This window comes from Shewanella japonica (assembly GCF_002075795.1).
Lineage (GTDB): Bacteria > Pseudomonadota > Gammaproteobacteria > Enterobacterales > Shewanellaceae > Shewanella > Shewanella japonica.
In genome coordinates, this window is sequence record NZ_CP020472.1 from 223,962 (window position 1) to 248,971 (window position 25,010).

Annotated in this window: 23 protein-coding genes; 8 read left to right on the top strand and 15 right to left on the bottom strand. The window is 42.6% G+C overall.

What is annotated here, in order from left to right; genetic code table 11:
• Positions 1 to 7: 7 nt before the first annotated feature.
• The 3 genes from SJ2017_RS00950 to SJ2017_RS00960 are packed head-to-tail and all read right to left on the bottom strand — an operon-like array spanning position 8 to position 2,331.
• Positions 8 to 988, bottom strand: coding sequence for a COX15/CtaA family protein (locus SJ2017_RS00950; protein WP_080914601.1), 981 nt, complete (start codon positions 986 to 988; stop codon positions 8 to 10).
• On the bottom strand, positions 988 to 1,542 hold the full coding sequence (locus SJ2017_RS00955) for a hypothetical protein (protein ID WP_080914602.1): 555 nt from the start codon (positions 1,540 to 1,542) through the stop codon (positions 988 to 990). The genes SJ2017_RS00950 and SJ2017_RS00955 overlap by 1 nt, the downstream gene beginning before the upstream one ends.
• 21 nt (positions 1,543 to 1,563) lie before the next feature.
• Positions 1,564 to 2,331: an SURF1 family protein gene (locus tag SJ2017_RS00960; RefSeq protein ID WP_080914603.1), complete on the bottom strand. Its 768-nt coding sequence runs from the start codon at positions 2,329 to 2,331 to the stop codon at positions 1,564 to 1,566.
• On the opposite strand from SJ2017_RS00960, the gene SJ2017_RS00965 reads away from it, so the two are divergent.
• The gene (locus SJ2017_RS00965; protein WP_055025401.1) at positions 2,330 to 2,557 is read left to right on the top strand and encodes a DUF2909 family protein; all 228 of its coding nucleotides are present in this window, start codon (positions 2,330 to 2,332) and stop codon (positions 2,555 to 2,557) included. The two genes, SJ2017_RS00960 and SJ2017_RS00965, sit on opposite strands and share 2 nt — an antisense overlap.
• Positions 2,558 to 2,585: 28 nt before the next feature.
• On the opposite strand, the gene SJ2017_RS00970 is transcribed toward SJ2017_RS00965, so the two are convergent.
• The 6 genes from SJ2017_RS00970 to lexA all read right to left on the bottom strand — a co-directional run bounded on the left by SJ2017_RS00970 (position 2,586) and on the right by lexA (position 8,778).
• A complete protein-coding gene (locus SJ2017_RS00970; RefSeq protein WP_055025400.1) occupies positions 2,586 to 3,461 on the bottom strand; it encodes a cytochrome c oxidase subunit 3 in 876 nt (291 codons plus the stop codon).
• Positions 3,458 to 4,021: a cytochrome c oxidase assembly protein gene (locus SJ2017_RS00975; RefSeq protein WP_065110194.1), complete on the bottom strand. Its 564-nt coding sequence runs from the start codon at positions 4,019 to 4,021 to the stop codon at positions 3,458 to 3,460. The genes SJ2017_RS00970 and SJ2017_RS00975 overlap by 4 nt, the downstream gene beginning before the upstream one ends.
• A 1-nt stretch (position 4,022) precedes the next feature.
• Positions 4,023 to 5,639 carry a cytochrome c oxidase subunit I gene (gene ctaD / locus SJ2017_RS00980; RefSeq protein WP_080914604.1) on the bottom strand — a complete coding sequence of 539 codons (1,617 nt, stop codon included), beginning with the start codon at positions 5,637 to 5,639 and terminating at the stop codon, positions 4,023 to 4,025.
• A 9-nt stretch (positions 5,640 to 5,648) separates the two neighbouring features.
• Positions 5,649 to 7,217, bottom strand: a complete 1,569-nt coding sequence (coxB, locus tag SJ2017_RS00985; protein WP_065110193.1) for a cytochrome c oxidase subunit II — start codon at positions 7,215 to 7,217, stop codon at positions 5,649 to 5,651.
• A 440-nt stretch (positions 7,218 to 7,657) separates the two neighbouring features.
• Entirely contained in the window at positions 7,658 to 8,164 is a 507-nt protein-coding gene (locus SJ2017_RS00990) for a cell division inhibitor SulA (RefSeq protein ID WP_080914605.1), read from the bottom strand.
• A complete protein-coding gene (lexA, locus tag SJ2017_RS00995; RefSeq protein ID WP_055025395.1) occupies positions 8,161 to 8,778 on the bottom strand; it encodes a transcriptional repressor LexA in 618 nt (205 codons plus the stop codon). Before lexA ends, SJ2017_RS00990 begins: the two co-directional genes overlap by 4 nt.
• Before the next feature lie 409 nt (positions 8,779 to 9,187).
• Here lexA and plsB point away from each other — a divergent pair, with 409 nt between their 5' ends.
• Complete coding sequence (plsB, locus tag SJ2017_RS01000) at positions 9,188 to 11,608, top strand: glycerol-3-phosphate 1-O-acyltransferase PlsB (protein ID WP_065110192.1); 2,421 nt, start codon at positions 9,188 to 9,190, stop codon at positions 11,606 to 11,608.
• Between the two features lie 11 nt (positions 11,609 to 11,619).
• Entirely contained in the window at positions 11,620 to 12,864 is a 1,245-nt protein-coding gene (gene mtr / locus SJ2017_RS01005) for a tryptophan permease (RefSeq protein WP_055025393.1), read from the top strand.
• Positions 12,865 to 12,898: 34 nt separating this feature from the next.
• Here mtr and SJ2017_RS01010 read toward each other — a convergent pair whose 3' ends face one another.
• Positions 12,899 to 13,942, bottom strand: a complete 1,044-nt coding sequence (locus tag SJ2017_RS01010; protein ID WP_080914606.1) for a helix-turn-helix domain-containing protein — start codon at positions 13,940 to 13,942, stop codon at positions 12,899 to 12,901.
• Positions 13,943 to 14,102: 160 nt separating this feature from the next.
• On the opposite strand from SJ2017_RS01010, the gene SJ2017_RS01015 reads away from it, so the two are divergent.
• The 4 genes from SJ2017_RS01015 to SJ2017_RS01030 all read left to right on the top strand — a co-directional run bounded on the left by SJ2017_RS01015 (position 14,103) and on the right by SJ2017_RS01030 (position 17,065).
• Positions 14,103 to 14,447, top strand: coding sequence for a hypothetical protein (locus SJ2017_RS01015; RefSeq protein ID WP_055025415.1), 345 nt, complete (start codon positions 14,103 to 14,105; stop codon positions 14,445 to 14,447).
• On the top strand, positions 14,444 to 15,667 hold the full coding sequence (locus tag SJ2017_RS01020) for an HlyD family secretion protein (protein ID WP_080914607.1): 1,224 nt from the start codon (positions 14,444 to 14,446) through the stop codon (positions 15,665 to 15,667). The genes SJ2017_RS01015 and SJ2017_RS01020 overlap by 4 nt, the downstream gene beginning before the upstream one ends.
• A gap of 238 nt (positions 15,668 to 15,905) precedes the next feature.
• A complete protein-coding gene (locus SJ2017_RS01025; RefSeq protein ID WP_065110189.1) occupies positions 15,906 to 16,700 on the top strand; it encodes a VOC family protein in 795 nt (264 codons plus the stop codon).
• A 98-nt stretch (positions 16,701 to 16,798) separates the two neighbouring features.
• On the top strand, positions 16,799 to 17,065 hold the full coding sequence (locus tag SJ2017_RS01030; RefSeq protein ID WP_080914608.1) for a tetraspanin family protein: 267 nt from the start codon (positions 16,799 to 16,801) through the stop codon (positions 17,063 to 17,065).
• 76 nt (positions 17,066 to 17,141) lie between these two features.
• Here the strand turns inward: SJ2017_RS01030 and SJ2017_RS01035 are convergent, their stop codons facing one another.
• The 3 genes from SJ2017_RS01035 to SJ2017_RS01045 all read right to left on the bottom strand — a co-directional run bounded on the left by SJ2017_RS01035 (position 17,142) and on the right by SJ2017_RS01045 (position 22,594).
• Entirely contained in the window at positions 17,142 to 20,285 is a 3,144-nt protein-coding gene (locus SJ2017_RS01035) for an efflux RND transporter permease subunit (RefSeq protein ID WP_080914609.1), read from the bottom strand.
• 12 nt (positions 20,286 to 20,297) lie between these two features.
• On the bottom strand, positions 20,298 to 21,944 hold the full coding sequence (locus SJ2017_RS01040; RefSeq protein ID WP_080914610.1) for an efflux RND transporter periplasmic adaptor subunit: 1,647 nt from the start codon (positions 21,942 to 21,944) through the stop codon (positions 20,298 to 20,300).
• A gap of 221 nt (positions 21,945 to 22,165) precedes the next feature.
• Positions 22,166 to 22,594, bottom strand: coding sequence for a hypothetical protein (locus tag SJ2017_RS01045; RefSeq protein ID WP_156003102.1), 429 nt, complete (start codon positions 22,592 to 22,594; stop codon positions 22,166 to 22,168).
• Between the two features lie 453 nt (positions 22,595 to 23,047).
• Here SJ2017_RS01045 and SJ2017_RS01050 point away from each other — a divergent pair, with 453 nt between their 5' ends.
• Positions 23,048 to 23,611 carry a NapC/NirT family cytochrome c gene (locus SJ2017_RS01050; RefSeq protein ID WP_055025386.1) on the top strand — a complete coding sequence of 188 codons (564 nt, stop codon included), beginning with the start codon at positions 23,048 to 23,050 and terminating at the stop codon, positions 23,609 to 23,611.
• A 368-nt stretch (positions 23,612 to 23,979) separates the two neighbouring features.
• On the opposite strand, the gene SJ2017_RS01055 is transcribed toward SJ2017_RS01050, so the two are convergent.
• Both SJ2017_RS01055 and rsmD read right to left on the bottom strand, forming a co-directional pair.
• Positions 23,980 to 24,264 carry a DUF1145 domain-containing protein gene (locus tag SJ2017_RS01055; protein WP_055025385.1) on the bottom strand — a complete coding sequence of 95 codons (285 nt, stop codon included), beginning with the start codon at positions 24,262 to 24,264 and terminating at the stop codon, positions 23,980 to 23,982.
• Between the two features lie 9 nt (positions 24,265 to 24,273).
• The gene (gene rsmD, locus SJ2017_RS01060; RefSeq protein WP_055025384.1) at positions 24,274 to 24,858 is read right to left on the bottom strand and encodes a 16S rRNA (guanine(966)-N(2))-methyltransferase RsmD; all 585 of its coding nucleotides are present in this window, start codon (positions 24,856 to 24,858) and stop codon (positions 24,274 to 24,276) included.
• Between the last annotated feature and the right edge of the window lie 152 nt (positions 24,859 to 25,010).

Below are 25,010 nucleotides of genomic sequence, written 5' to 3' on the forward strand. Positions count from 1 at the left end.
TCCTTGCTTAAGCTTTACGCCACAGCGCATAGTTAATGAAAATAACGGTTAGCAGTAATAATGCTGCGCCGCCATTATGTGAAACCGCAATACCAAGCGGCAGGTGCATAACAATATTGCTAATGCCTAATCCCACTTGGATTACGACGAGTGCGAACAACAACCAAGCACTTTTACGCATCACTGATGACTGTGCTTTTAGTAATTTAAAGGCCAGCCAACATAAACAAGCGGCAGTGATAATGCCCCAAATTCGATGGGTTACATGAATAGTCATGCGGGCTGGGTATTCTAATACGCCAAATTCAAAGCTAGGGTGATCGCCTTGAAATGGCGAAAATGCTTTGGCAAACGCTAAGTTATCCATCCAATTGCCTTCACATATCGGTAAGGTTGTGCAGGCTAATGCGGCGTAGTTTGATGAGGTCCAGCCGCCCAGTATGATTTGTAATATCAGAACTAGCATGCTGACCATAGCAAGCGGTGCAAGCTTTCTGGCGTAGGCATCACCATCTGGGATCCGCAAAGGTTTGGTTCTAAGATAGAGTAATAGCAGTAACGAAAATAAACTGAATCCACCAATTAAATGACCCATTACGATAATGGGCATTAGCTTCATGGTAACAGTCCACATCCCGAGTGCGGCTTGAAATAGTATTAAGGCTGAAATAAATATCGGCAGTTTTTTAGGTGCATCTGCACGCTTCAAGCACACAATTAAAATGGTTAATACTAAAAGTCCTAGGGCTCCTGCAATATAGCGGTGAATCATTTCGAGCCATGCTTTTTTAGGCTCGACAGTTTGGTTAGGGAAATTTTCTTCGACTTTGGCTAATGCGGCGGAGTCACTTGGTACGCCAATATGGCCATAACAGCCGGGCCAGTCAGGGCAACCTAAGCCGGCATCAGATAAACGGGTATAAGCGCCCATTAAGATCACGGCAAAGGTAAACACCAAAGTGAATTTGAGTAAGGTTTTGATGTTCATTAACCGACCCTCGACAATTTGAGCATTTTGCGCAAGTCGCTGATCATGGATTTACCTTGCGCAATATTCTCTTCTTCGCCAGCAATACCTGGATATTGCATGACTAAGCTACCGAGGGGATCAACAATAATAAGCTGTTGCTTTTCCATCATTGAAGTTAGCTGTGGGCTGGCTTGAGCGGTTGCAAAAGGCACATTTAAACTGGCTAAAATTTGGGTGTCACTGCCGTCTTGTAACAAAACAATAGGGCTGACACGATCTTGATGTTTACCCAATGCCACATGACTTTGATGTAAAACGTATAAACGTTGTTGGCATTGCTCAAGGCATTGTTTTGGCAGTAGATAAAGTAACTGCCACGACTGAGGCTGAGGGTTGTCCATTGATAAGCTCTGATAGCTTATTGAAGGCGAAATCAGTTGGCCTTTATTGGTCGCTGCACCATTATAAAGATCCATACTGAGCACGAGTTTGGCCATGGCTACGGGTAGAATAAATACCAACAGCAGTAAATAAAGCGTCTTGTTGCTCTTTGGTTTTGCTGGGGAGTTCATACTTGCTCCTCTTGTTACGACTTATTTTGTTATAGGGTGTGTTGATTTCTTCAACGTTTTAAAACCAATCCATAGCATGAGCCCTAAAAAAACCGCTGCCATGGTGAACCATTGCAATGCATACCCTTGGTGTTTCTGTGCTGATAAGGGAATGGGTGTCCAAGGTTTTGCTAATGTCATTGTTGGAGTCACATCTGGCTGCAATACTGCCGGTGCCAGTTCGTGGCCTACTTTCTCTGCTAAGGCCACAAGGTTTAAATTTTGAAACCGAATCACTTCATGGTTATTCATTGAAAATGTTTCGGCATATAGCGCTTCGCTTAATGGGTTTGTTTGTTTTTGATAGACCCGCCCTGTTAACTCATATGGCTGATTAGGCATGGGAGTCAGTGCTGGCAGAATACGTCTGTCTTTATTGGCGCCAACAAACCCTAGTTCAACCATTAACCAAGGTTGTGACTCAGACACCTTGACCAATTGATATGCGAGATAACCCACTTGACCGTTATGAACTTGATTATCAAGTAATAAAATTTGTTCGCTGACTGCGATGGTATCGACAGTTAATCGGTAACCTGTCACAGGGTCATTGTTAGCTAAATTAAGTAAACTTTGGTAATCCAATGCGCTGGCGGCTTGTCGTTCAGCTAGCGTGGTTTGCCATGCTTGTTTGTACTCCGCTCTATCGAGTTGCCATAAACCTAACTTGACCAAAATAGAAAACACACTCACAGTAACAAGCAGCAATAACCCAGTAGATAGTCGCCAGACTCGCAAAGGAGAGCCCATGGCAGCGTTAGATACCTTAGTTATTTTCAAGCTTGTATTAGTACTACTGCTTGTATTCATATTATTTAATTTAGCTAGAGCCTTGTTTATTATGGTTAAAGCTGAAAACAAACAGCCAATGAGTCAATATTTGGGGCGACGCGTTATCTTTTCAGCTGTGGTGATGTTGTTATTGTTGCTGGCCCTAGGATTAGGCTGGGTAACACCTAACCCTAGGCCGTATTAGCTCGCCTCTGTAGAGGTGAGCCATACTCTTAAATGACGTAGACAAAAATAAATAAGCATAACCAGACTACGTCGACAAAATGCCAGTACCAACTACCAGACTGGAAGGCAAAATGACTCTCAGGGGTAAAGTGGCCTTTGAGCACCCTAAAGAACAGAATAATCAAGAACACAGTCCCCAATGTGACGTGCATACCGTGAAAACCCGTCAGTAAGAAGAAAGTGTTGCCGTAGATCCCTGATGATAGTGTCAGTCCCATTTCTTGATAGGCATGAATATATTCTTCAACTTGTAAAAATAAGAAGCCAATACCCAATAAGATGGTTAGTCCTAACCAGACTTTTAATGCCCCACGCTTAGACTTTTCAAGAGACACATGGGCAAAGTGTAAAGTGACTGACGATGCAAGTAATATCAGGGTGTTGTATAGGGGTAACCCTGTCCAAGGCATCGCTTCAGTCGTGGTGCCATCAGGTGTTTTAGTGAGTGGCCACATGGCCTCAAAAGTCGGCCAAAGCACTTCATGGGTCATGGCATTGTTTGAAGCACCACCTAACCACGGAATAGCGACCATTCGTGCGTAAAATAGTGCGCCAAAGAAGGCGCCGAAGAACATAATTTCAGAGAAAATAAACCAGCTCATTCCTTGTCTAAAAGAACGATCCATCTGCGCTGAATATAAGCCAGACATTGATTCATCAATGACGTTTTTAAACCAACCAAACAGCATAAAAATGATGACTGCGATACCAGCCACGAGGATATAGCCGCCCGATGTTTCTTCGGTGGCGAGTTGTTGTACGTACGAACCTGCGCCAAAAGCAATCAGGAATAACCCAATAGCGCCAATGATGGGCCAGGCACTTTGCGCTGGCACGTAATAAGTTTCATGTTTTGTTGTCATCTTGCTGCTCCTTGCTCTATGGCCGCAGTTTGTTTGTCTGTGATGTCATAGAGGGTATAAGAGAGAGTCAAAGTTTTAATGGAATCGGGTAAGTCAGGATCCACATAAAAGATTAATGGCAGTTCAGCATCAGCCTTTGCAGCTAGGGGCTGTTGATTAAAACAGAAGCATTCCGTTTTATTGAAATATGCAGCGCCTTGGCCAGGCGATACCGAGGGTATCGCTTGGCCTACAAGAGGTTTAGCAGAAAGGTTTTTTGCTAAAAATGCAGTGCGAGTTAGCTCACCTGGATGAACCTGTATTCGGTTCACTTTGGGGCCAAACTCCCATGGCATACTGCCTTGCACTTGGGCGATAAATTCAATAGTAATGGTGCGTTCTTTATCAACGACCACCGCTTCATAACGACTTGCTGTACCTTGAGGCTTTCCGTTAATGCCTAAGGTTTCGCAAAGCACGTCATAAAGCGGTACCAGCGCAAAACCAAAGCCGAACATACCTATTGATCCTAATACCAGACCTATAAGTAAGTTACGGTTTGATTTTGTTGGCTGGCTCATATCACTTCACCTCTGGTGGTGTGGTGAATGAATGGTAAGGTGCTGGGCTGGCAATGGTCCACTCCAGTCCTTCAGCGCCTTCCCAAGGTTTATCAGCCGCTTTCTCGCCACCTTTGACACATTTAATCACTACGGCTAAGAAAATTAGCTGTGATAAGCCAAATGCGAACCCGCCGATTGAGACAATTTGATTAATATCAGCAAATTGAATGGCGTAATCTGGAATTCGGCGAGGCATGCCTGCTAATCCTAAAAAGTGCATCGGGAAAAACAGCACATTGACTGAAATCACGCTACACCAAAAATGCCAGCGCCCTAGGGTTTCGCTATACATATGGCCAGTCCATTTTGGTAACCAATAATAGGCAGCAGCCATAATAGAGAACACCGCTCCAGTCACCAGTACATAGTGGAAATGCGCCACCACGAAATAAGTATCATGGTATTGGAAATCAGCAGGTGTTATCGCCAGCATCAATCCTGAAAAACCACCAATGGTAAAGAGAATAATAAAGGCAATCGCAAATAACATAGGGGTTTCGAACGTGATTGAACCACGCCACATCGTTGCTACCCAGTTAAATACTTTTACTCCTGTCGGCACCGCAATTAACATGGTGCAGTACATGAAAAACAGTTCAGCAAATACTGGCATCCCTGTGGTAAACATGTGATGCGCCCAAACCAAGAAGGATAAAATCGCAATACTGGACGTGGCGTAAACCATCGAAGCGTAGCCAAACAACTTTTTACGACTAAAGGTTGGAATAATGGCCGAGATAATCCCGAACGAAGGCAAAATCATGATGTAGACTTCAGGGTGACCGAAGAACCAGAAAATATGCTGGAACATGACGGGATCACCGCCACCTGCGGCATCAAAGAAACTGGTACCAAAGTATTTATCGGTTAATACCATGGTAACCGCACCTGCAAGTACGGGCATCACCGCAATCAGCAAGAATGCAGTAATGAGCCATGTCCATACAAATAATGGCAACTTCATCCAAGTCATGCCTGGTGCACGCATATTAACAATGGTCACGACCACGTTAATTGCGCCCATAATCGAACTGATCCCCATGATATGCACCGAGAAAACAAATAGTGCAGTGCTATCAGGGCTATAGGTAGTTGATAGCGGTGCATAGAAAGTCCAGCCAAAGTTAGGGCCGCCGCCTTCCATAAACAGCGAACTCAACAGAATCGCGAAGGCAAATGGTAAGATCCAAAAGCTCCAGTTATTCATTCGAGGCAGTGCCATATCAGGTGCACCAATCATCATTGGGATCAGCCAGTTGGCTAACCCTGTGAAGGCAGGCATGACGGCACCAAATACCATAATAAGACCGTGTACTGTGGTCATTTGGTTAAAGAAGTTAGGGTCAACTAACTGTAAGCCTGGCTGAAATAGTTCTGCGCGAATGACCATTGCCATCGCACCACCAGTGAGGAACATAATAAAACTGAACCATAAATACATAGAACCAATGTCTTTATGGTTAGTGGTTAATATCCAGCGCATGATGCCTTTTGGCGCGCCATGATGGTGTTCATCATGGCCGTCATGAGAATGTTCATCATGAGCTGGGGTAGTATCTTGTGTAATTGTGCTCATCTGTATCCCTTACTTTCCATGACCAACAACATCGGTGGCTTGAACAGCATCACCAGTATTATTTCCCCAAGCATTTCGCTCATACGTCACAACAGCTGCGAGTTGCTGTGGTGAGAGTATGGAGCTAAATCCTTGCATTGCTGTACCAGGTTGGCCATTGATAACCACTTCAAGGTGTCCTTCAACAGGGCCCATGACTAACGGACTGCCCACTAACGCAGGGAATGCGCCAGGTAAACCTGTACCAGCGGCTTGGTGACATGCAGCACAGCTGCTGAGGTAAACTTGCTCACCCATTGCCATCAGTTCATCCATAGATAAGTCATCCATAACAACGTCAGGTGTTGCTTCTTCAACGACGTCAGCAACCACTTGTTCTACCTCAGGTTGTGTCGCTGGTAATTCAGCAGGCAAAGTGACAGGCGTTGGCTTATCACTTGCTGAGCTTGCATCGCTAGGTGCCCCACCTGAGTTCACATCTGCAGCTTGAACCACATCACCAGAATCATTACCCCAAGCGTTTCGCTCGTAGGTCACAACAGCTGCAATTTCTGTTGCAGTAAGCTGTTTCGCGAAGGCTTGCATAGCAGTACCAGGCTGGCCGTTGACGACAATATCAATGTGGCCAGCAACTGACCCTTTAATGATTGGACTGCCGATAAGAGACGGGAATACACCAGGTAGTCCTGCACCATTTGGTTGGTGACAAGCGGCGCATCGGCCCATGTAAACTTGTTCACCTTGAGCCATCAACTCATCAAAGGTCAAGGTTTGCGACAGTGACGCTTCGGCCGCGGCTTTTGCATCAGCAGTTAGTTGTTTTTGATCTTTTAGCCATTGCTCAAAGTCTGCTTCAGAAACGGCTTCAACTACCACCGGCATGAATCCGTGGTCTTTACCACACAACTCAGCACATTGACCTCGGTAGGTACCAACCTTATCAATCTTGGTCCAAGCTTCATTAATAAAACCTGGGTTAGCATCTTTTTTCACCGCAAATGCAGGAACCCACCAAGAGTGAATCACATCATCTGAAGTCATTAAAAAGCGTACTTTACGATTGATTGGCAGAACGAGGGGCTTATCGACTTCTAGTAGGTAAGTTTCAGTTTTCGTTTCTGTCCCAGTAATTTGATCGGCAGGGGTGGAAAGTAAACTGTAAAACTCGACGTCTTCATTAAAATAGCTGTAATGCCATTTCCATTGAGAGCCGGTTACTTTGATAGTTAACTCCGCATCACTTGGGTCTTCCATAGCAATGAGGGTTTTTGTGGCAGGAATTGCCATACCAATGAGGATAAGAAACGGCACGACAGTCCATGCTATTTCCACTTTGGTACTATCATGGAAATCAGCAGGTACTGCACCCTTTGATTTTCTATGATAAATCATGGAGTAAATCATGATTCCAAATACCACAACACCAATAGCACAACAGATATAAAGAATGATCATATGGAGGTCGTAAACCTTACCACTGATCTCTGTTACCCCTTGGGTCATGTTAAGCGGCATATCAGCCGCTGCAAGTGGCACTGCAAAAAACAGCACCATTAATCCATACAACAATCGCTTCACAAGACTACTCCTCTGCCAATTGCGATTTGCAATAACAACAAGGAAAAGTCACACAGTAATACTCTGCTCTATGCAAACTTTTCTATTCCCGAAAAAGTTTGATCACTTCAAAGTACACGGTGGCAGTGAGTATTAATACTCGATTATTCTATTGGGTTTTGGTGGCCACACTTGTACCTAATACTGAACTTTTCAATTCTTAAATTGACGCTTTTTATTCAAGGCTTTCTATACCGCATGGTACCAGCACAATCTTTACAGCGTTTTATCACTTATGTTCATTTTTACCACTAAGAGAGGTCAATAAATGTTACTCCCTTGTTAACTACATTACTTGGAGATTAAATATTGATCAAGATCACTTTATCATCTAATTTGCTGAAAAAAGGCGCAAAAAAAAGCCCGTCACCGAAATGAAGGGCTTTTTTAGCAAATAGACTTTAGTGAAATGCAGATAAATTCAATTGGGTTGCAGCCACAGGATTACTGGCGTTTAATTGGTCATCACGTAAGTGAGTATTTACATCTTCAATAATGACACCTTGCGCTAAGGCGCTTTTAGCGACTAATTGAATGCGACGATTATCACGAGCATCTAATGGGGTTGTCCATGTAATCACTGCGCTGGATGTACCACTTGTGAGTGCTTTTTCCATTGCCCAAAGTGTTTCGACTTCATCTTTAGTGTGAACCAGTAATACACGGTCCATTCTGACATTGGCGTTCGCTAGAATTTGTTTGTAACCAATGTGAGGCGGATTAATCAGTACAATCCATCGCCCTTGTTGACTTAATACGGCTAACTGGCCGCATAGCTGAGTTAATTCAGTTAACCCTTGGTTAGCTGTTTGTTTGGTTTCGATACCTTGCTTTACTGGCGCAGCTGCTGATGCCATGTCCATCCATAAACCTGGGTGACGTGGTGCATTACCTATTAATGTGTTCATAACCAACCTCCATTACGGATAACGCCAACAGCGAGCCCTTCAATCGTAAGGCTTTGGCATGTTAAATCGACTTTTATCGGCGAGTACTGCTCGTTTTCTGCATGCAGATAAACAACGTTGCCTTTCTTTTCAAAACGCTTCACGGTGACATCATCATCAACACGGGCAACAACGACTTGACCATTTTTAGCTTGCTGCATTTTGTGAACCGCTAATAAGTCGCCTTCAATAATGCCAATATCCTTCATACTGTCGCCACGAACACGTAGTAAGAAATTAGCATTGGGTTTAAACATTTCAGGATCAACTTGAAAGTATTGTTCAACATGTTCTAACGCCAAAATTGGTTCACCAGCCGCAACCTGACCAATCAGTGGTAAGCCTTCTTCGACTTCCTCTTCTTCTTGGACCATACGGATACCGCGAGAGGTACCTGGAATAATTTCAATGCAACCTTTTTTAGCGAGTGCTTTTAAATGTTCTTCTGCAGCATTAGCACTTTTAAAGCCTAATCTAGTGGCAATTTCTGCACGAGTTGGTGGCATACCTGTCTCGGCAATATTGCATTTAATTAATTCTAGAATTTCAGCTTGTCGTGGCGTTAAAGGTCTCATGTTGATTCCTGTTTTTTTATACAGTGACTGTCATTATATACAGTATCTTTGGTCGCGCAAGTATTAACCAACATTTTTTGATGATAAAGCAATAGATATGAATTTTTATCGAAGTTTTTAGTTATTTAAAGATAATTAAATCAGTGGTTTATTTTTTTTGTGGGGCGTCGGTAAATTAGTGTGTTTTATTATTGATGACTCAAGTGAATAAGCCAAAAAGTACTGGATACCGTCTATTTATACAGTACTGTACCTAAATGTTTTGCTACTTACTAAGTGATTGATACTTGATGTTAGAACCAACAAAACTTGCTACTTAAATGTTAACTAGATTTACCGAGGTTAGTGTAACTGAATGATATTCTGGTATCCTATGCGCAATAAATCGTTGTTGATAATGCGAAGACCCATGCTAAAACCAGATTCTATCATTGCTAAATCATTACGTTGGATTCAGAAATTAATGGTACACAGTGTTGTTGTGCCTGAAGATCCGTTCGCTGACCTTAACTTAGATCCTGACAAGCCAGTGGTCTATGTGATGAAAACGGAGTCGCTGAGTGATATTGCTGCCTTACATGAAATGACAGCTAAATATAACTTGCCAAGTCCGTATGAACGGTTAGATGTTGATGGTTTCAATACCCCTAGAATTGTGTGTGTGGAAGGGCGTAAACCCTTGTTTGGTAAGCGCCATAGTAGCGATAAATTTGTAGCAAACTTTACTAAGTTGCTCGAATTACACCAAAAGAACAAAGAACTCGACATCCAGCTTGTTCCTGTAAGCCTATATTGGGGTCGTATCCCTGGTAAAGAAGACGACACCATGACCGCTGCGGTTTTTGAGCGTGAAAACCCAACATGGTTACGTAAATGGTTAATGATTCTATTTTTAGGTCGCCATAACTTCATTCAATTTTCTAATGCCATGTCGCTGCGTTATATGGCTGATGAACACGGCACAGATGTCAGTATTGCGCACAAGCTTATCCGTGTGGCTCGTGTGCATTTTCGCCGTCAACGTAAAGTGATGACGGGGCCTCAGCTTCCTAATCGTCAAGCGATGTTCAATTCGCTGTTAAAGTCAGAATCCATCAAGCGTGCCATTCAAGAAGAAGCCGTTAACAAAAAAATTCCCGAAGAAAAGGCACGTGAAAAAGCCATTGAGTACCTTGATGAAATCGCAGCAGACTATTCGGATAACTTGATTCGTATTGCTGAGCGTTTCTTAACTTGGCTTTGGAACAAGTTATACAGTGGTATTAGCATCAAGAGTGCGGAGCAAGTTCGTAAACTGCATCATGATGGTCATGAAATCGTTTATGTGCCGTGTCATCGAAGCCATATGGATTACTTGTTACTGTCATATATTCTTTATTATCAAGGCATGGTTCCACCGCATATTGCGGCAGGGATTAATCTTAACTTTTGGCCGGCAGGTCCAATGTTCCGCCGTGGTGGTGCCTTCTTTATCCGTCGTAGTTTTAACGGTAATAAGCTTTATACCGCAGTATTCAGAGAGTATTTAGATCAACTATTTGCTAAAGGTTATTCAGTTGAGTATTTCACTGAGGGTGGTCGTTCACGTACTGGTCGTCTACTTGCTCCTAAAACAGGCATGCTAGCGATGACGGTAAACAGCGTATTGCGTGGTATCGAGCGTCCTGTGACCTTAGTGCCAGTGTATCTTGGCTACGATCATGTCATGGAAGTGTCGACTTATCATAAAGAATTAAGCGGTAAGAAAAAGCAAAAAGAATCTGTATGGCAAGTGTTTGGTGCATTGCGTAAGTTGGGTAACTTTGGACAAGGTTACGTTAACTTTGGTGAGCCAATTAACGTGCAGCAGTTCTTAAATCAGCAGTCGCCTGATTGGCGTGAAGAAGTGGCTAAAGATCCTGAACAAAAACCAACGTGGTTAACGCCTGCGGTTAATCAGTTAGCCAATAAAGTGATGACAAACATTAACAGTGCTGCAGCAGCGAGCTCTGTTACGTTAACCAGTATGGTGTTATTAGCCGCTGAACAAAATGCATTAGAGCGCACAGAGCTGGAACGTCAGCTAGATTTATATCTTAAATTGATGAAAGAAGTGCCTTACACTGATTACACCTCAGTAGCTCAAGGCAGTGCTAGTGAATTAGTTGATCAATGTCTATCACTGAAAAAGTTTACTTCGCACACTGATCAAATTGGTGAAATTATTGCGATTGAAGAGTCTTCAGCAATTGCGATGAGCTACTACCGTAATAACATCATCCATTTAATGGCAGTTCCTTCGTTAATAGCGAGTTGCTTGGTGCAATACGAAGAGTTTAATCGTCAAAAAATTCATGAAATCGTTAATGACTTCTACCCGCTACTCAAAGCTGAGTTGTTTATGGGGATTGAAGACTTACCCGCTTATATTGATAGCGTATTAAACTTATTTGTTGAGCAACAGCTTATTTCGGGTACAGACGAGTTTGAACTCAATCAAAGTAATATTACCCAGTTAATGTTATTGTCTGAAACTGTCAGTGAGACATTACAACGTTACGCGATTATCTTTAATTTATTGGCTTATAAACCGGATATTGAACGTTCAGATCTAGAAAGCGCGAGCCACTTATTAGCTCAGCGTTTAGGTGCTTTACACGGAATTACTGCGCCAGAGTTTTATGATAAAAAACTCTACAATAATTTGAGTGTAAAATTAAAAGAATTAGGGCACTTGTCGGGTAATGACAATCAGTTTGCTGTCATCCGAATTCGCGACCATGCCAATGGTATGTTGCGTTTATCTGTTCGTAAAACCATAGTAGATAGCGTCACTATGGAACATGGGTAACCACTAACTTTATGAGTTCAACACAATCACAACCGCACAATAAATCATTATTAGGCGGTGCTATGATTATTGCCGGTACCACAGTCGGTGCCGGTATGTTTTCCCTTCCTGTTGTCAGTGCTGGTATGTGGTTTGGCTATTCCATTGCCATGCTAATCGGTATTTGGTTTTGTATGTTGGTGTCAGGCTTAATGCTACTTGAAACCAACTTACATTTTAAACCTGGCGACAGTTTCGACACGTTAACCAAAGTGACATTAGGCCAATTCTGGCGGATAGTTAATGGGCTTTCCATTACCTTCGTATTATATATTCTGACTTACGCTTATATCAGTGGTGGTGGCTCTATTGTGAACCACACCTTGTCAGGTATGGGCATTCATTTACCACAAAGTATTGCAGGCTTAGTTTTTGCCCTTGTGCTTGCTGCGATTGTGATGATTAGCACTAAAGTGGTCGACCGTATTACGACAGTAATGCTTGGCGGGATGATCATTACTTTCTTTTTAGCCGTCGGTAATTTGCTGATTGATGTGGAAACCGTGAACTTGTTAGTCCCTGACGGACAGGCGAGTTTTGCTCCATATATTTTAGCTGCCATTCCTTTTGGTCTGACAAGCTTTGGCTATCACGGCAATGTGCCAAGCTTAGTCAAGTATTATGGCAAGCAGCCTAATGTGATTATCAAGGCGATTTGTATCGGTACCTTTATCGCGTTAGTGATATACACGTGCTGGTTAATTGCCACCATGGGCAATATTCCTCGTAGTCATTTTAGCGATATTATCGCTCAAGGTGGGAATATGGGCGTATTGGTTGCGGCATTGTCAGATGTGATGTCCAGTGCTTGGCTAAATACCATGTTAACTCTGTTTGCTAATTTGGCCGTTGCGTCATCTTTCTTAGGGGTGACCTTAGGTTTGTTTGATTATTTAGCAGACTTATTTGATTTTGATGAGTCGGCTAATGGCCGAATCAAGACCGCTGCAGTGACCTTTATACCGCCAACCATCTTAGGCTTGTTATTCCCAGATGGTTTTTTGATCGCTATTGGTTTTGCCGCTCTTGCCGCGACAATTTGGGCTGCTATTGTGCCAGCGATGATGGCGTATAAGTCACGTAAAATGTTCCCTGATGAGAATAGCTTTAGAGTTCCTGGTGGTACGCCGTTAGTGGTTGTAGTGATTCTTTTTGGTGTGCTAACAGCAGCTTGTCACTTATTGGCAATGGCTGATTTATTACCTGTTTATCGATAAGTTATACGCAATATCGATAATCTAAAAAAGCCCTCTATTGAGGGCTTTTTTGATGCAATTTTTCAACGTACTGAGTCGGTGATTGATGATGTAATCGCCTAAAACTTTTACTGAAGCTGCGAACACTGGCATAGCCAAGTAGCTGCGAAATCTCTTTAACCTCTTTGCCTTCAAGCATATATTTCACTGCTAAATTTCCTAAGATATAGCGCATTAACTCTGTAAAACTAAAGCCATTACGCTGCAATCGTCGCTGTAATTGTTGTTTCGAAAAACCACATAATTCCGAAAGGGAATCTAATGTGGGTAAACCATAAAAACGTATGTAATTCACCAGCTCATAAAGCACTTTAGGCGTGTCATGGGGTTGAGGCATATTTAAATATGAGTCGAGTTGATTAAGGCTAATACTACTTTTGTTATTGCGCTGAATATGTTGGGAGGTGGATAGCGATGCCAAAAAGTGTTGTTCAGAGCTAATCAAGGAGTCGACATCAAGCCATATCTCGGTTTGCGGCGCATTCCAGGTCACTTTGGCTCCAAATACTGCTTCGCTCTCCTGTTGATTTATGGCGGGGCCACTGAGCATCACTTTAATCGGGGTGAAGTCTTTGCCTAAAAAGTGCTTGCAGGTATTTAGCAGTGTTAAGGCTATGCGGAGCGAGTCATGGGATTTGGCTTTGCCGCTGACATAGTTATTGCGATAGCACCATTTAATAATCTTATTCGACTGAGCACCGTAGTAACTTGCACCTGAATGAAAACAAGCCATGGCATAGTTAATGCGCCGAAAGGTAATTGCCAAGTCTGGAGTCGCCAAGAACCAGTTGTTAGGCATATTAAATTGGTTGACGGTTAAGTAGTGTTGGAGCGTCAACATATAATCTTGAACATTCGATAATTGCTCAATCTTACTCAGCCACATTGATACTTCCGAGTAAGGGATTAATGTCATGGGCTCATTCAACAAGCTTTGAGGGATCGATAGATCCTTTGCTGTGATGCCATAGTGGGCTTCAACCCCTTTTAGCACGGGTAAAATACAGCAAACTCGAATAAATGAAACTTCAAATGCCATGTCAATTTCTCGTTAAGTGCTTGGGATCGGTAGATGATATTTAAGTAACTATATATATCAAAAAACATTGATAATTGATACGTATGGTTACTTTGTGTTGTGGTTTTGTCGTTTGGGTGCACACTACGCAGCATCTAAGTTAACAAGAGGTGCAATCACTATGAGTTTATTCAGTATGCCATTCGTCGATTCTGGAGTTGATGTTGCACTTCATGGTGTGGCTTTAGTTGTATTGGTCGGGGCTGTCGCTGCCGCAGGATTCGGTTTTTGGAAAGTTCACGAATTGCCGATTCATAAAGCTCACAAAGAAAAACATCAACAAATAGGACTGATTACTGCGCTCACATGGATAGGATTTATCTGGCATTGGGTTTGGGTGTTAGCAGTCATGGTCGCGTTTATTGATAGTGGTAAAGCATTAAGAAGGATCAGAGATATTTGGCGAGAGAATGAACGGGAAGAGCCTGTTACCGCCACTCCAGCAAAAGAGGAGATTAGCTCATGATTGAAGGTTTAGCAGTTTGGGCGTTGTTTATCTATATTTTACGCTTGGTAGGCATGCCTTGGAACAAAGGCACAAAAGCTTTTTCATACTTAGGCGGTGCTGGCTGGTTACTGTTTGTATGGGTAGGACTATTAAACTATGCGCCTATGGATATTACAGGTGGCTCTGTTGTGCAATCTCCGCATATTCAATTGCGTCCAGCTTCGACACAAATTAAAGGTAATGTAAAAGGTATCTATGTCGAACCTAACCAAAGAGTAACAGCAGGACAATTAATCTACGAGATAGATGATGAGCCTTATCAAATAGCGCTGAATAAGGCTAAAGTGCAGCAACAAACAGCTAAGGTTGCATTGTCACTTGCTAAAGAAGATATAGGTATCGCTGAAAAAGTGTTACACGCTGCGCAGTCTGATGTTGCGATTAATCAAAACCAACTGCATGCGAGTAAAAAAGACTTGGTGTGGAAGCAAACCACCATGAATCGTTATGTTGAACAAAACAGTAAAGTGGCTGACACCATTACTGAAAGTCAGCTGGATGAGCAACAAACGGCTGTCGATTTAGCGCAAGCGAAAGTGGATTCGTATGTGACACAAATTGCCAAATCGAATACCCAAGTACAAAAAGCAAAGTTAGATATTCAAAAAGCGCACTTAACAGTAGAAAGCCGTCAGTCTGATTTAGACAGTGAACTTGAAAATGTGGCTCAGGCGCAATGGAACTTGGACAATACCAAGGTTTTTGCACCTGCAGATGGTTATTTAACGAACTTCATCATGCGTGAAGGGCAGTATGTGGGGGTTGCACCTCGTATCCAAATGTATACCGATGAAAAGTACGTGCTTATGCGGGTGAATCATCAAGCGATTCGTAATGTGAAAGTTGGCCAAATGGCAGAGTTTGCTTCAGCAGTATATCCTAGCAAAATTTTCAATGCAGAAGTTGAAGGGATTATTGAAGCAACAGGTGAAGCTCAAGGTAGTTTGTTGGCTCGTGATGACAATGTTAGACAAACAACGGGGCAGAACATTAATAACAAGCATCACTTTGTGCGCTTAAAGTTACATGAGGCTGAAGGCTTTGATATTCCAGTAGGCTCTGTTGGCTTAGCATGGGTATCGGCGGCTAAACCTGTTGAGTTCCTCGCATTTTTAGATGTGATACGTGGAATTATTATCAGAATGAAGTCGCAAATATACTACATCTGGTCAATATAACCTCAGCTTATACAACCAAAGTTTGAATGGTATATCGCGTTAAAAACGCTCTCGCAAGAGGGCGTTTTTTTATGGTGCAAATTAAACTGATTATTCCCTCGACAGGCTAACTAAAACGGTCTTAACTATAGACATGATTTCCAAAATATTTGCAGTGTCAGTTTTAGTCTTGATAGTGAATATCAGATAACTTTGCCGTTAATCGCACTGAGCAAATATACATTTCAAGGATAGGTTTATGAATGTGACTCACTACATGCAAGGTCAGCCTTGCTGGGTGGAACTGGCCACTCATGATTGGTATTCCGCAAAAGGATTTTATCAAGCGTTATTTCAATGGCATCCTGATGATATGCCTATGCCAGAAGGGCATTACACTATGCTACAAATAGACGGAGATGATATTGCCGCTATGTATCAAATGCCCAAAGAAATGGCCAGCCTTCCCACGCATTGGGAGTTGTACTTTGCGGTTGATGATGTCGCTGAAACCGTTAAAGCTATTCAGCATGCTGGTGGAGAAATTATCGCAGGGCCACATGCTGTGGGTGATTCTGGAAAAATGGCCGTCTGTCGCGACCCTGAAGGTGCTCGTTTTTCAATTTGGCAGGCGATAGAACATATAGGTATCAAGCGCACTTTTGAGCCAAACACCTTATGTTGGGTCGAGTACATGTGCCGCAATGTTGGCGTGTCGAAGAATTTTTATTGTCAGGTTTTGGGTTTTGATACTGAGTCAGTGGATATGTCAGAAGTGGGTGTTGCTGAATATGTGCAGTGGCTTGTTGCTAAGCAAGCTGTTGGCGGCATGATGGAGATGACCGAAGAGTTTGGTGATATGCCATCGCATTGGATGTTGTATTTTAGTGTCGATGATTGTGACATGATGGCGCAAAAGGCAGAAGAATTGGGCGGTAAAGTTTGCGTCCCTCCTACTGATATTCCAGATGTTGGCCGCTTTGCAGTGATAGATGACCCTCAAGGTGGGACGTTTTCTATTATCAAATTAAGCTTACCTGTTGCTAACGGATAATCTGCTTTAACTTAGGCTTTTGGTTTGATAGTTTAATGATGCTTTGCTGATGGTTTAGCAAAGCCTTCACGGAAATCAACAGAGCTCAAGGAAGCAGCATGCAGCAAACGAAAGAACACAAACTCGCTGAAATTCAAAAGAAAATGATGCTGGTGGCAATAATTGATTTACCTGGGACATTGCTATTAGCGATAGGTCTATATGGGATAGTTGTTGGCTACAGGCTTGAGGCTTTGCCAATGTTAGATAACCCCAATGTGCTTTACGTTATGATGGCCGTCGGTGCGAGTATCATGTTATGGGGTTTAGTCAGTATGTTTCGGCTTGCTCGTATCAAACAGCAAATAGAACACGATGATTCTTAAATAATGTGATTATTTTTACAAAAAAAGGCGCTATTTGCGCCTTTTTTAATGTGTTATTACTAGGTGTTAACTAAGTTTAGTTGATTGTTTTTGGAAGCTTTCTTCCGTAAATCAACAAGTAAATAGCAGGTATAACAAACAAGGATAATAACGGCGCAGTGACCATGCCACCGACCATAGGGGCGGCAATTTTTTGCATCACCTCATTACCAGTACCACTGCCCCACATGATTGGTAGTAAGCCGAAGAAAATGGTCGCAACCGTCATCGCTTTCGGACGAATTCGCATCACCGCTCCATGAATTAATGCTTCGGTTAAGTCGCTGCGTTGTTGGTATTGGCCTTGGCTTTTTCTATCTTTAATACTGTTATTTAAATAGACTTGCATGACGACCCCAAATTCAGCAGCCACGCCAGCCAGCGCAATCATGCCGACAGAGACTGCAACCGAGAAATTGAAGTCCAGTAAATACAATAGCCAAGCACTTCCTACTAATGAAAATGGCAAACTCAGCATAATCACTGAAGCTTGAGTGAATGAACCAAACGTCATCATTAGCAGCATAAATATCACCGCAATCATTAAAGGAATGACTAACTCCATTTTGGCTTCGACTCGCTGCATATACTCATATTGCCCAGCGAAGGTATAGCTATATCTTGCTGGTAATTGGATCTGCTCATCTAATGCTGCTCGAGCTGTCTCGATATACTCACCGATAGATATATTGTCTAAATCGACAAATACCCAACTGATTAACCTGCCGTTTTCACTGGCCAACATGGGAGCCCCATCGCTAATCGTAATGCTGGCTAAATTGCCTAATGGCAAATATTTCCCTGTTTTTGTCAGGACAGGTAATGCGGTAAGTTTTTCTATGCTGTCACGCAACTCTCTTGGGTATCGAATATTAATGGGATAACGCTCTTGCCCTTGAATCGATTGTCCGACTTGCATACCGCCAATGGCCATTTGTACTACATCTTGTATGTCTTTTAATGTCATACCATATCGAGCTGCGTTTTTAAGATTTGGCTCAATATCAATATAACGTCCGCCGCTGGTTCGTTGGGCAAAAGCTGACTTAGTGCCAGGTAGTGAACTGACGACGGCTTCAATCTCAGTACCAATACGCTGTAACTCATCAATATTGGCGCCTGAAATCTTGATGCCAACGGGGGTACGCACCCCCGTGGAGAGCATATCAATACGGGTTTTAATGGGTTGCACCCATGCGTTGGTCATACCGGGGATTCTGACCGTTTGCTGTAACTCTGCAATGATCCCTTCAAGTGTCATACCTTCACGCCATGTATCACGAGGCGCTAACATGATTGTGGTTTCTAGCATGGTTAACGGTGCGGGATCTGTTGCTGTCATGGCGCGTCCGACTTTACCAAACACCCGCTTAACTTCAGGTACAGTCTTAATTAATCGGTCTGTTTGCTGCAAAATTTCAGCGGCTTTACCAGCGCTAACGCCAGGTAAGGTTGTTGGCATATAAAGCAAGTCGCCTTCTTCGAGTTCAGGCATGAACTCACTGCCCATTTTCGTCATAGGATAAACCGCACTACCTAGGGCGATTATCGCTAATAAAATGGTGAACTTGGGAAAGCGTAATACCAATCTGAGTAAGGGCTCATACATCGCAATGAGCAAGCGGCTGAGTGGGTTCTTTTTCTCGTCAGGGATCTTGCCTCGAACAAAATATCCCATTAATACAGGGATAAGGGTGATAGCCAGCAAAGCACTGGCTGCCATCGCAAATGTTTTAGTGAATGCTAACGGATGAAATAAACGTCCTTCTTGAGCTTCAAGAGCAAACACTGGAATAAAGCTTAAGGTGATAATCAACAGACTAAAGAAAAGCGCCGGACCGACTTCAATAGAGGCTTTGCGTACCAGCTCCCAATGCGCTTCTCCTGTGGGCGCTTGGCCTTGATGTTGCTGTCGGTAATGTTCAAGATGTTTGTGGGTATTTTCCACCATGACAATGGCTGCATCCACTACCGCTCCAATGGCAATGGCAATGCCGCCTAAACTCATGATATTGGCATTAACGCCAATCAAGTTCATCGCAATAAAGCTGATTAAAATTGAGATAGGCAGTGAAATAATCGCTACCAATGTTGAGCGGGCATGAAGTAAGAAAATCAGACAAATGATGCCAACAACCAACATCTCTTCTAAGACTTTGTTTTTAAGGTTATCCACTGAATTAAGGATGAGCTGTGAACGGTCATAAGTGATGACTAACTCCACCCCATCGGGTAAGCCGTTTTCGATTTCTGTCAGCTTTTGCTTAACATTGTTGATAGTGGATAAAGCGTTTTCGCCGTAGCGCATGACAACAATGCCACCGACCACTTCACCTTCACCGTCTAATTCTGCGATACCGCGTCTTGCGCTTGGGCCTGTGCGCAGTTGGGCGACATCTTTCATCAATACAGGAATTCCTGAATCAGAAACAATGCCTAATGGAATTTCGTTAAAATCAGCCAAGGTTTGGCGATAACCGGTTGAGGTAATCATGTATTCGGCTTCAGCCATTTCGATGACTGACCCGCCGGTAGAACTGTTGGAGTTATCGAGCGCATTTTTAACCGTCATCAAATCAATTTGATATAAGGCCAGCTTATGCGGATCGACAATGATTTGATAAGACTGCTCCATACCGCCAATCGTTGCGACTTCTGAAACGCCAGCCACACTTTGTAATTCAAGCTTTAAAAACCAGTCTTGCAGTGAACGAAGTTGGGCTAAATCATGCTGGCCTTTGCGGTCAACTAACGCGTACTGAAATACCCAACCAACCCCAGAGGCATCAGGCCCTAATGTTGGGGTGACATTATCAGGTAGCTGGGTTTGGGTTTGCGAAAGGTATTCCAATACCCTTGAACGAGCCCAATAAATATCGGTGCCATCTTCGAAGATGATGTAGACATACGAGTCGCCAAACATGGAAAAACCACGCACGGTTTTTGCGCCAGGTACAGCAAGCATGGCTGTTGATAACGGGTAGGTAATTTGATCTTCCACAAGCTGTGGTGCTTGCCCAGGATACGATGTTTTAACAATCACTTGTACGTCAGACAAGTCAGGCAAAGCATCCAGCGGTGTTGTTCGCATCGCTTGATAGCCAACTAATGCAACAACAAGGGTCAGTAGTAACACCATTGCTCGCTGCTTAATCGAAGTACTGATTATTTTTGCTAACATGACAGTCTCCGATTAATGATGCGCATGCGCATCTGATGTGTCAGTGGTGTTGTCTGCATTACTGCCACTTAGACGTTGTAAACTGCCTTGAATGCTGGCTTCGGAATCTAACAAGAATTGACCAGAAACAATGACTTTTTCACCTTCATCTAAACCATCAATAATCTCGGCTTTACCTTGAGTAATCATGCCAACTTTTACGGGAACTGAGGCAAAGCTGTTATTGTCACGCTGCACAACAACGCGATTTTCTCGTCCAGTAAGAATGAGCGCTTCAGTTGGAATGGAAAGCACATTACGTTTTGGCCCACCAAACAATTTTACATCGACCAGAGTGCCGGGTTTTAATTGCTTACCTGGGTTATCCAGCTTGATACGCACACGCATTGCTTTTGAGACGGGATCGAGCTCTGGGTATATGTAGTCAATGGTCGATTCTAAATCGAAAATCCCTTGAGCCGCAGAAGACACTTCAACGGGGCGTCCAATCTCAAGCCAGCTTTGCTCGTTTTCAAATACATCAGCAATCACCCAAACACTTTTTAAATCAACGATTTCAAATAATGTTGTGCCAGGTTCAACAAACATGCCGTGCCTTACCGACAGTTTGCTGACAAACCCATCTTGGTCAGCGTAGTAAGGTACGCGGTAAATGGTTTCACCTGTGCGTTCAAGTTGTTTGATGGTGCTATCACTCACTCCTAATAGCTCTAGACGCATACGCGCTTTGCGCAGTAAGCTTGCGCCGCGTGCTTTATCTTGTTTAAGGTAATCAATGGCTTGCATGTAATCATCTTGTGCTGTAATCAACTCTGGCGAATAGAGTTCATAAAGCAGTTGACCTTTTTTCACTTTCTGGCCGACATTGTGGACCATTAACGTTTCCAGCCAGCCATCAACACGGGTATGGGCGTGACCAATTCGGTTTTCATTGTATTCAACGGTTCCGATTGTACGTACTAATTTCCATAAGGTTCCGCTTGTAACTTGTTCACTGCGCATACCTAAAGCTTGTTGCATACCGCCTGATACGCCGACAAGTATCTCACTAGAACTTGTATCGCCCATGGTGACTTTTTCTAAATCCATACCACAAATAGGACAGCTGCCAGGTTCATCTGAAACCACGTGAGGGTGCATAGGGCAAACGTATTTAATATGACTCGTCTGTGCTTGCTTGTTAGCAGGTGTTAGCGTGGGTTTAGGTTGGCTTAGGATATTGTCTGCTTGCGTTTGGGTAGAAGTATCGACGACAGTGGACGCCATTGCATGGGCATGTCCGGCATGTTCATCTGCGGAAAATTCCTCCTCTTCTTCTTTCACTAAAAACATATTGCACTGAGGGCAGCGGCCTTTTTCGTGGCTGGTTTCTTCTGGATGCATTGGGCAAACATAAGTAGAGGTATTTTTAGTCTCTTCTTGAGCGATATCTTTGGCAGCATGGGAGCCGGACACTTGTTCTGTCGACTGGTGAACTAAAAACATGTTGCACTGAGGGCAACGGCCTTTTTCATGGCTGGTTTCTTCTGGGTGCATTGGGCAAACATAACTCTGCTCAGTCGCTTGATGTATTTGACTATGCTGTTGTGCCTGAGATGGCATCGAAACAAGCGAGAACCCAACAGAAATCGCAATCAATATACAGTTTATGTGTTTCATAAAAACCTCAAATGGCGCTTATATGCGTCGCTGTGACGCACAAATTCGCCTAAATATCTTGTCAGTAAAGCATTGAAATTGGCTGTGGCTATAACAGCTGACTTTCAGTATGAACAAGCGGTATTACTCTGTGATGTATCTCAGTGTATACCTACCGTTGTGCTCATGCCTTCTGTACCTATGCTTTGGCACAAGTAAAGCGGCTGATATAGCAAAGGTTGTTATACGATGGGAGGTTTGAATGCGGGTAAAGTTTGATGGAAAAAGAAATGCGGCAGAGCTGTGGCTTCTGCTTTGATATTAATGGGTGTCGCTAAGGTGATATCCAGGCTTTGCAAGTGACCGGTCATTGAGATTGTTAAGCAATGTCCACAGTCGATGCTGCATCCAGACACTGAATCACAACAGGCACTTGATGCCATTTGCACCATTTCAGGCATGGTGTCACAACATGAATGATCTTCTTCATCTGCTGAAGATGCCATTGCACTGCCCATGTGGTGCTTAACATTTGTATTAGAGGCGAGTTCGTAAGCGTCATGTGTCATGCTCGGCATAACCATCGCATAGCCATTAGTCACCAAACCTTGTCCGAGTAAAGCGAACAAAGCGAGGAAAGTCATGATGTGATGCGATAATGAAAGCTTCATGGTTCTCCAATCGGTGCCAACAAACAAATAAGTGATGAACATTTGAGGCAAGCAATGATACAAGTGCCAAATATAGCTTGTTAACAACTTGCCAGCAATCAAAGTGTCATAAAAAGCCTAACTTTTCATCTAGACCCATTAAAACCAAGATAGTTCAATGCGTTAATATGGCATGCTTGATATGAGGAGTATTGTATCAAGTTAAAGAATCTTTGCGAATATGCTCAGCTTGTATTAGGTTTAAGTAAGTTGTATTGAGTCACTATTTATGTGGTTATTTAGATCTGGCTCTCATTTTGAGCATAATTTGGCAACTTATTAATTAAAACATGTCCTTAAATCATTTTTTTAAGGTTAAAACAACCTAGAATATAATTATTATTTTTAGAATTTAAAAATTATATTTTAGAGTTCAAAAATTATAAATTAAATATTCTATATTGGAGATGAGTGATGAACTGGCGTGCACTTTTTAAACCTAGCGCAAAATATTCAATTATTGCACTGATTATTGTCGGTGTGGTTATGGGTGTAGTGGGCTACTTCGCTACTCAACAAACTTTACATGCAACCAGTACAGATGAATTCTGTATGACTTGTCATAGTAACCATTCACTGAAAGATGAAGTCCTTGCTTCAGCTCACGGCGGCGGTAGTGCTGGTGTGACAGTTCAGTGTCAAGATTGTCACCTTCCACACGGTCCAGTTGATTACTTGATCAAGAAAATCATTGTATCGAAAGATCTATATGGTTTTGTGACTATCAAAGACTTCAACACGCAAGCTTGGTTAGATGAAAACCGTAAAGAACAAGCTGACTTAGCACTTGAGTACTTCCGCGCAACGGACTCAGCTAACTGTCAACATTGTCATACTCGCATCTACGAAGACCAGCCTGAAACAATGAAGAAAATGGCTAAAAGAATGCATGAACGCAACGCCAAGCAAGAAGGCGATAAGAGAAAGACTTGTGTAGATTGTCATAAAGGTGTTGCTCACCCTTACCCTAAAAAGTAAGTAGACCTATACAAGGGTAGTTCATTAGGAGTGATGACCTGAGAGACTACCGATTAAAAAAACCTCGCAATAGCGAGGTTTTTTTATGGCTTAAATTTGGAATCACCTCTTAAGAATAGAAGAAACGAATAAACAGAAAAGGAAATCAATAAGCCGGCCGTTATTACGAATTTAACAATATGACCAGTTAAAAAACGATACCAATTACCATATCGCCGACACTCAGAGTTTGTATCCTCATATTAAATGAGCTGGGTAGCAGAGTTTGTTGCGAGCGATACTGTAGTTAATGACATGGTAGGTAATGACAAGGTAGGCAATTAAAAAAGCCCCACATTTGTGAGGCTTATGTCAAAGCAGAAATATGATTATTTTTCTGCTGGTGGTAGGTCTAATACCTTTTGGCGGTAGACTAATAACCCAAAGACACCAAAAAAATATACCTTAATATAATCAATGAGTTTAAGTTTAAGTAAGCTGCTAAACATCGTATGAAATATCAGTAGCTGGAAGAAATGCATCATCACTGTAATCAGCAACAAGATATTTAAAATAATACTGACTTGCCCTTCAAAAGGAATAAACAGGTTATAAAACATCACTAACCAAGTGAGTAGGGTAAAGCTTTTACCTGCAGTAATAAAAAACTTCATTATTGGCCTTTAATCGATTTGATATTGGAATAAACGGTAGATCACTTGACCTGCCTTTTTCTGTTTTAGCTCCACCCAAGTATTGGGTAGCTCAAGGACATCAAGTTCAGATTCCGTCTCGACATAAATCTGTGCATTCTCGTTGAGCCATTGCTTTTCATCCAGTAAAGCAATGGTCTTGTTCGCTAAGTTTTTTCGAAACGGTGGGTCGACAAACACGATATCAAAGCCTTGTTTATCCATTGGTCCTTTTTCAAGTATAGCCAAGCTGTCGCCATTAATGACGTCAGCATTGTCGCACTGTAAGGTTTGCAAATTTTGAGTTAGCTGTTTGGCTGCGCTGGTTTGTAATTCAAAAATGCGTGCATAACTGGCGTAACGAGAAAGCGATTCAAGACTTAATGCTCCGCTGCCTGCAAAGCAATCTAATACTCGTGCACCACGAACATCACTTGAAAGCCAGTTAAACAGGGTTTCTCGTACTCTGTCAGTGGTTGGACGTAAACCTTCAAGGTTATGAATAGGGAGCTTACGTGAACGCCATTGCCCTGAAATGATTCTGACTTGGCCGCTTGCCGAGTTATTTTTGGACATTTTGCCCTCGTGATTTTGCCTGAACAAAGAAAGTGGTAGACTATGCAACCAATTAGAATACTCGATATTTTATACCAAACTGAAGTGTAAGGGTGAGCAATCCTTTGTACATTATGATGAATGGGCTATCGAGACTATTTTTCCGAATTTTT

Excerpts from the sequence above, each read along its gene's own strand:
- SJ2017_RS00950 (WP_080914601.1), bottom strand. The coding sequence starts at position 988 with ATGAACATCAAAACCTTACTCAAATTCACTTTGGTGTTTACCTTTGCC.
- SJ2017_RS00955 (WP_080914602.1), bottom strand. The coding sequence starts at position 1,542 with ATGAACTCCCCAGCAAAACCAAAGAGCAACAAGACGCTTTATTTACTG.
- SJ2017_RS00965 (WP_055025401.1), top strand. The coding sequence starts at position 2,330 with ATGGCAGCGTTAGATACCTTAGTTATTTTCAAGCTTGTATTAGTACTA.
- SJ2017_RS00960 (WP_080914603.1), bottom strand. The coding sequence starts at position 2,331 with ATGGGCTCTCCTTTGCGAGTCTGGCGACTATCTACTGGGTTATTGCTG.
- SJ2017_RS00970 (WP_055025400.1), bottom strand. The coding sequence starts at position 3,461 with ATGACAACAAAACATGAAACTTATTACGTGCCAGCGCAAAGTGCCTGG.
- SJ2017_RS00975 (WP_065110194.1), bottom strand. The coding sequence starts at position 4,021 with ATGAGCCAGCCAACAAAATCAAACCGTAACTTACTTATAGGTCTGGTA.
- ctaD (WP_080914604.1), bottom strand. The coding sequence starts at position 5,639 with ATGAGCACAATTACACAAGATACTACCCCAGCTCATGATGAACATTCT.
- SJ2017_RS00990 (WP_080914605.1), bottom strand. The coding sequence starts at position 8,164 with ATGAACACATTAATAGGTAATGCACCACGTCACCCAGGTTTATGGATG.
- lexA (WP_055025395.1), bottom strand. The coding sequence starts at position 8,778 with ATGAGACCTTTAACGCCACGACAAGCTGAAATTCTAGAATTAATTAAA.
- plsB (WP_065110192.1), top strand. The coding sequence starts at position 9,188 with ATGCTAAAACCAGATTCTATCATTGCTAAATCATTACGTTGGATTCAG.
- mtr (WP_055025393.1), top strand. The coding sequence starts at position 11,620 with ATGAGTTCAACACAATCACAACCGCACAATAAATCATTATTAGGCGGT.
- SJ2017_RS01010 (WP_080914606.1), bottom strand. The coding sequence starts at position 13,942 with ATGGCATTTGAAGTTTCATTTATTCGAGTTTGCTGTATTTTACCCGTG.
- SJ2017_RS01015 (WP_055025415.1), top strand. The coding sequence starts at position 14,103 with ATGAGTTTATTCAGTATGCCATTCGTCGATTCTGGAGTTGATGTTGCA.
- SJ2017_RS01020 (WP_080914607.1), top strand. The coding sequence starts at position 14,444 with ATGATTGAAGGTTTAGCAGTTTGGGCGTTGTTTATCTATATTTTACGC.
- SJ2017_RS01025 (WP_065110189.1), top strand. The coding sequence starts at position 15,906 with ATGAATGTGACTCACTACATGCAAGGTCAGCCTTGCTGGGTGGAACTG.
- SJ2017_RS01030 (WP_080914608.1), top strand. The coding sequence starts at position 16,799 with ATGCAGCAAACGAAAGAACACAAACTCGCTGAAATTCAAAAGAAAATG.
- SJ2017_RS01035 (WP_080914609.1), bottom strand. The coding sequence starts at position 20,285 with ATGTTAGCAAAAATAATCAGTACTTCGATTAAGCAGCGAGCAATGGTG.
- SJ2017_RS01040 (WP_080914610.1), bottom strand. The coding sequence starts at position 21,944 with ATGAAACACATAAACTGTATATTGATTGCGATTTCTGTTGGGTTCTCG.
- SJ2017_RS01045 (WP_156003102.1), bottom strand. The coding sequence starts at position 22,594 with ATGAAGCTTTCATTATCGCATCACATCATGACTTTCCTCGCTTTGTTC.
- SJ2017_RS01050 (WP_055025386.1), top strand. The coding sequence starts at position 23,048 with ATGAACTGGCGTGCACTTTTTAAACCTAGCGCAAAATATTCAATTATT.
- SJ2017_RS01055 (WP_055025385.1), bottom strand. The coding sequence starts at position 24,264 with ATGAAGTTTTTTATTACTGCAGGTAAAAGCTTTACCCTACTCACTTGG.
- rsmD (WP_055025384.1), bottom strand. The coding sequence starts at position 24,858 with ATGTCCAAAAATAACTCGGCAAGCGGCCAAGTCAGAATCATTTCAGGG.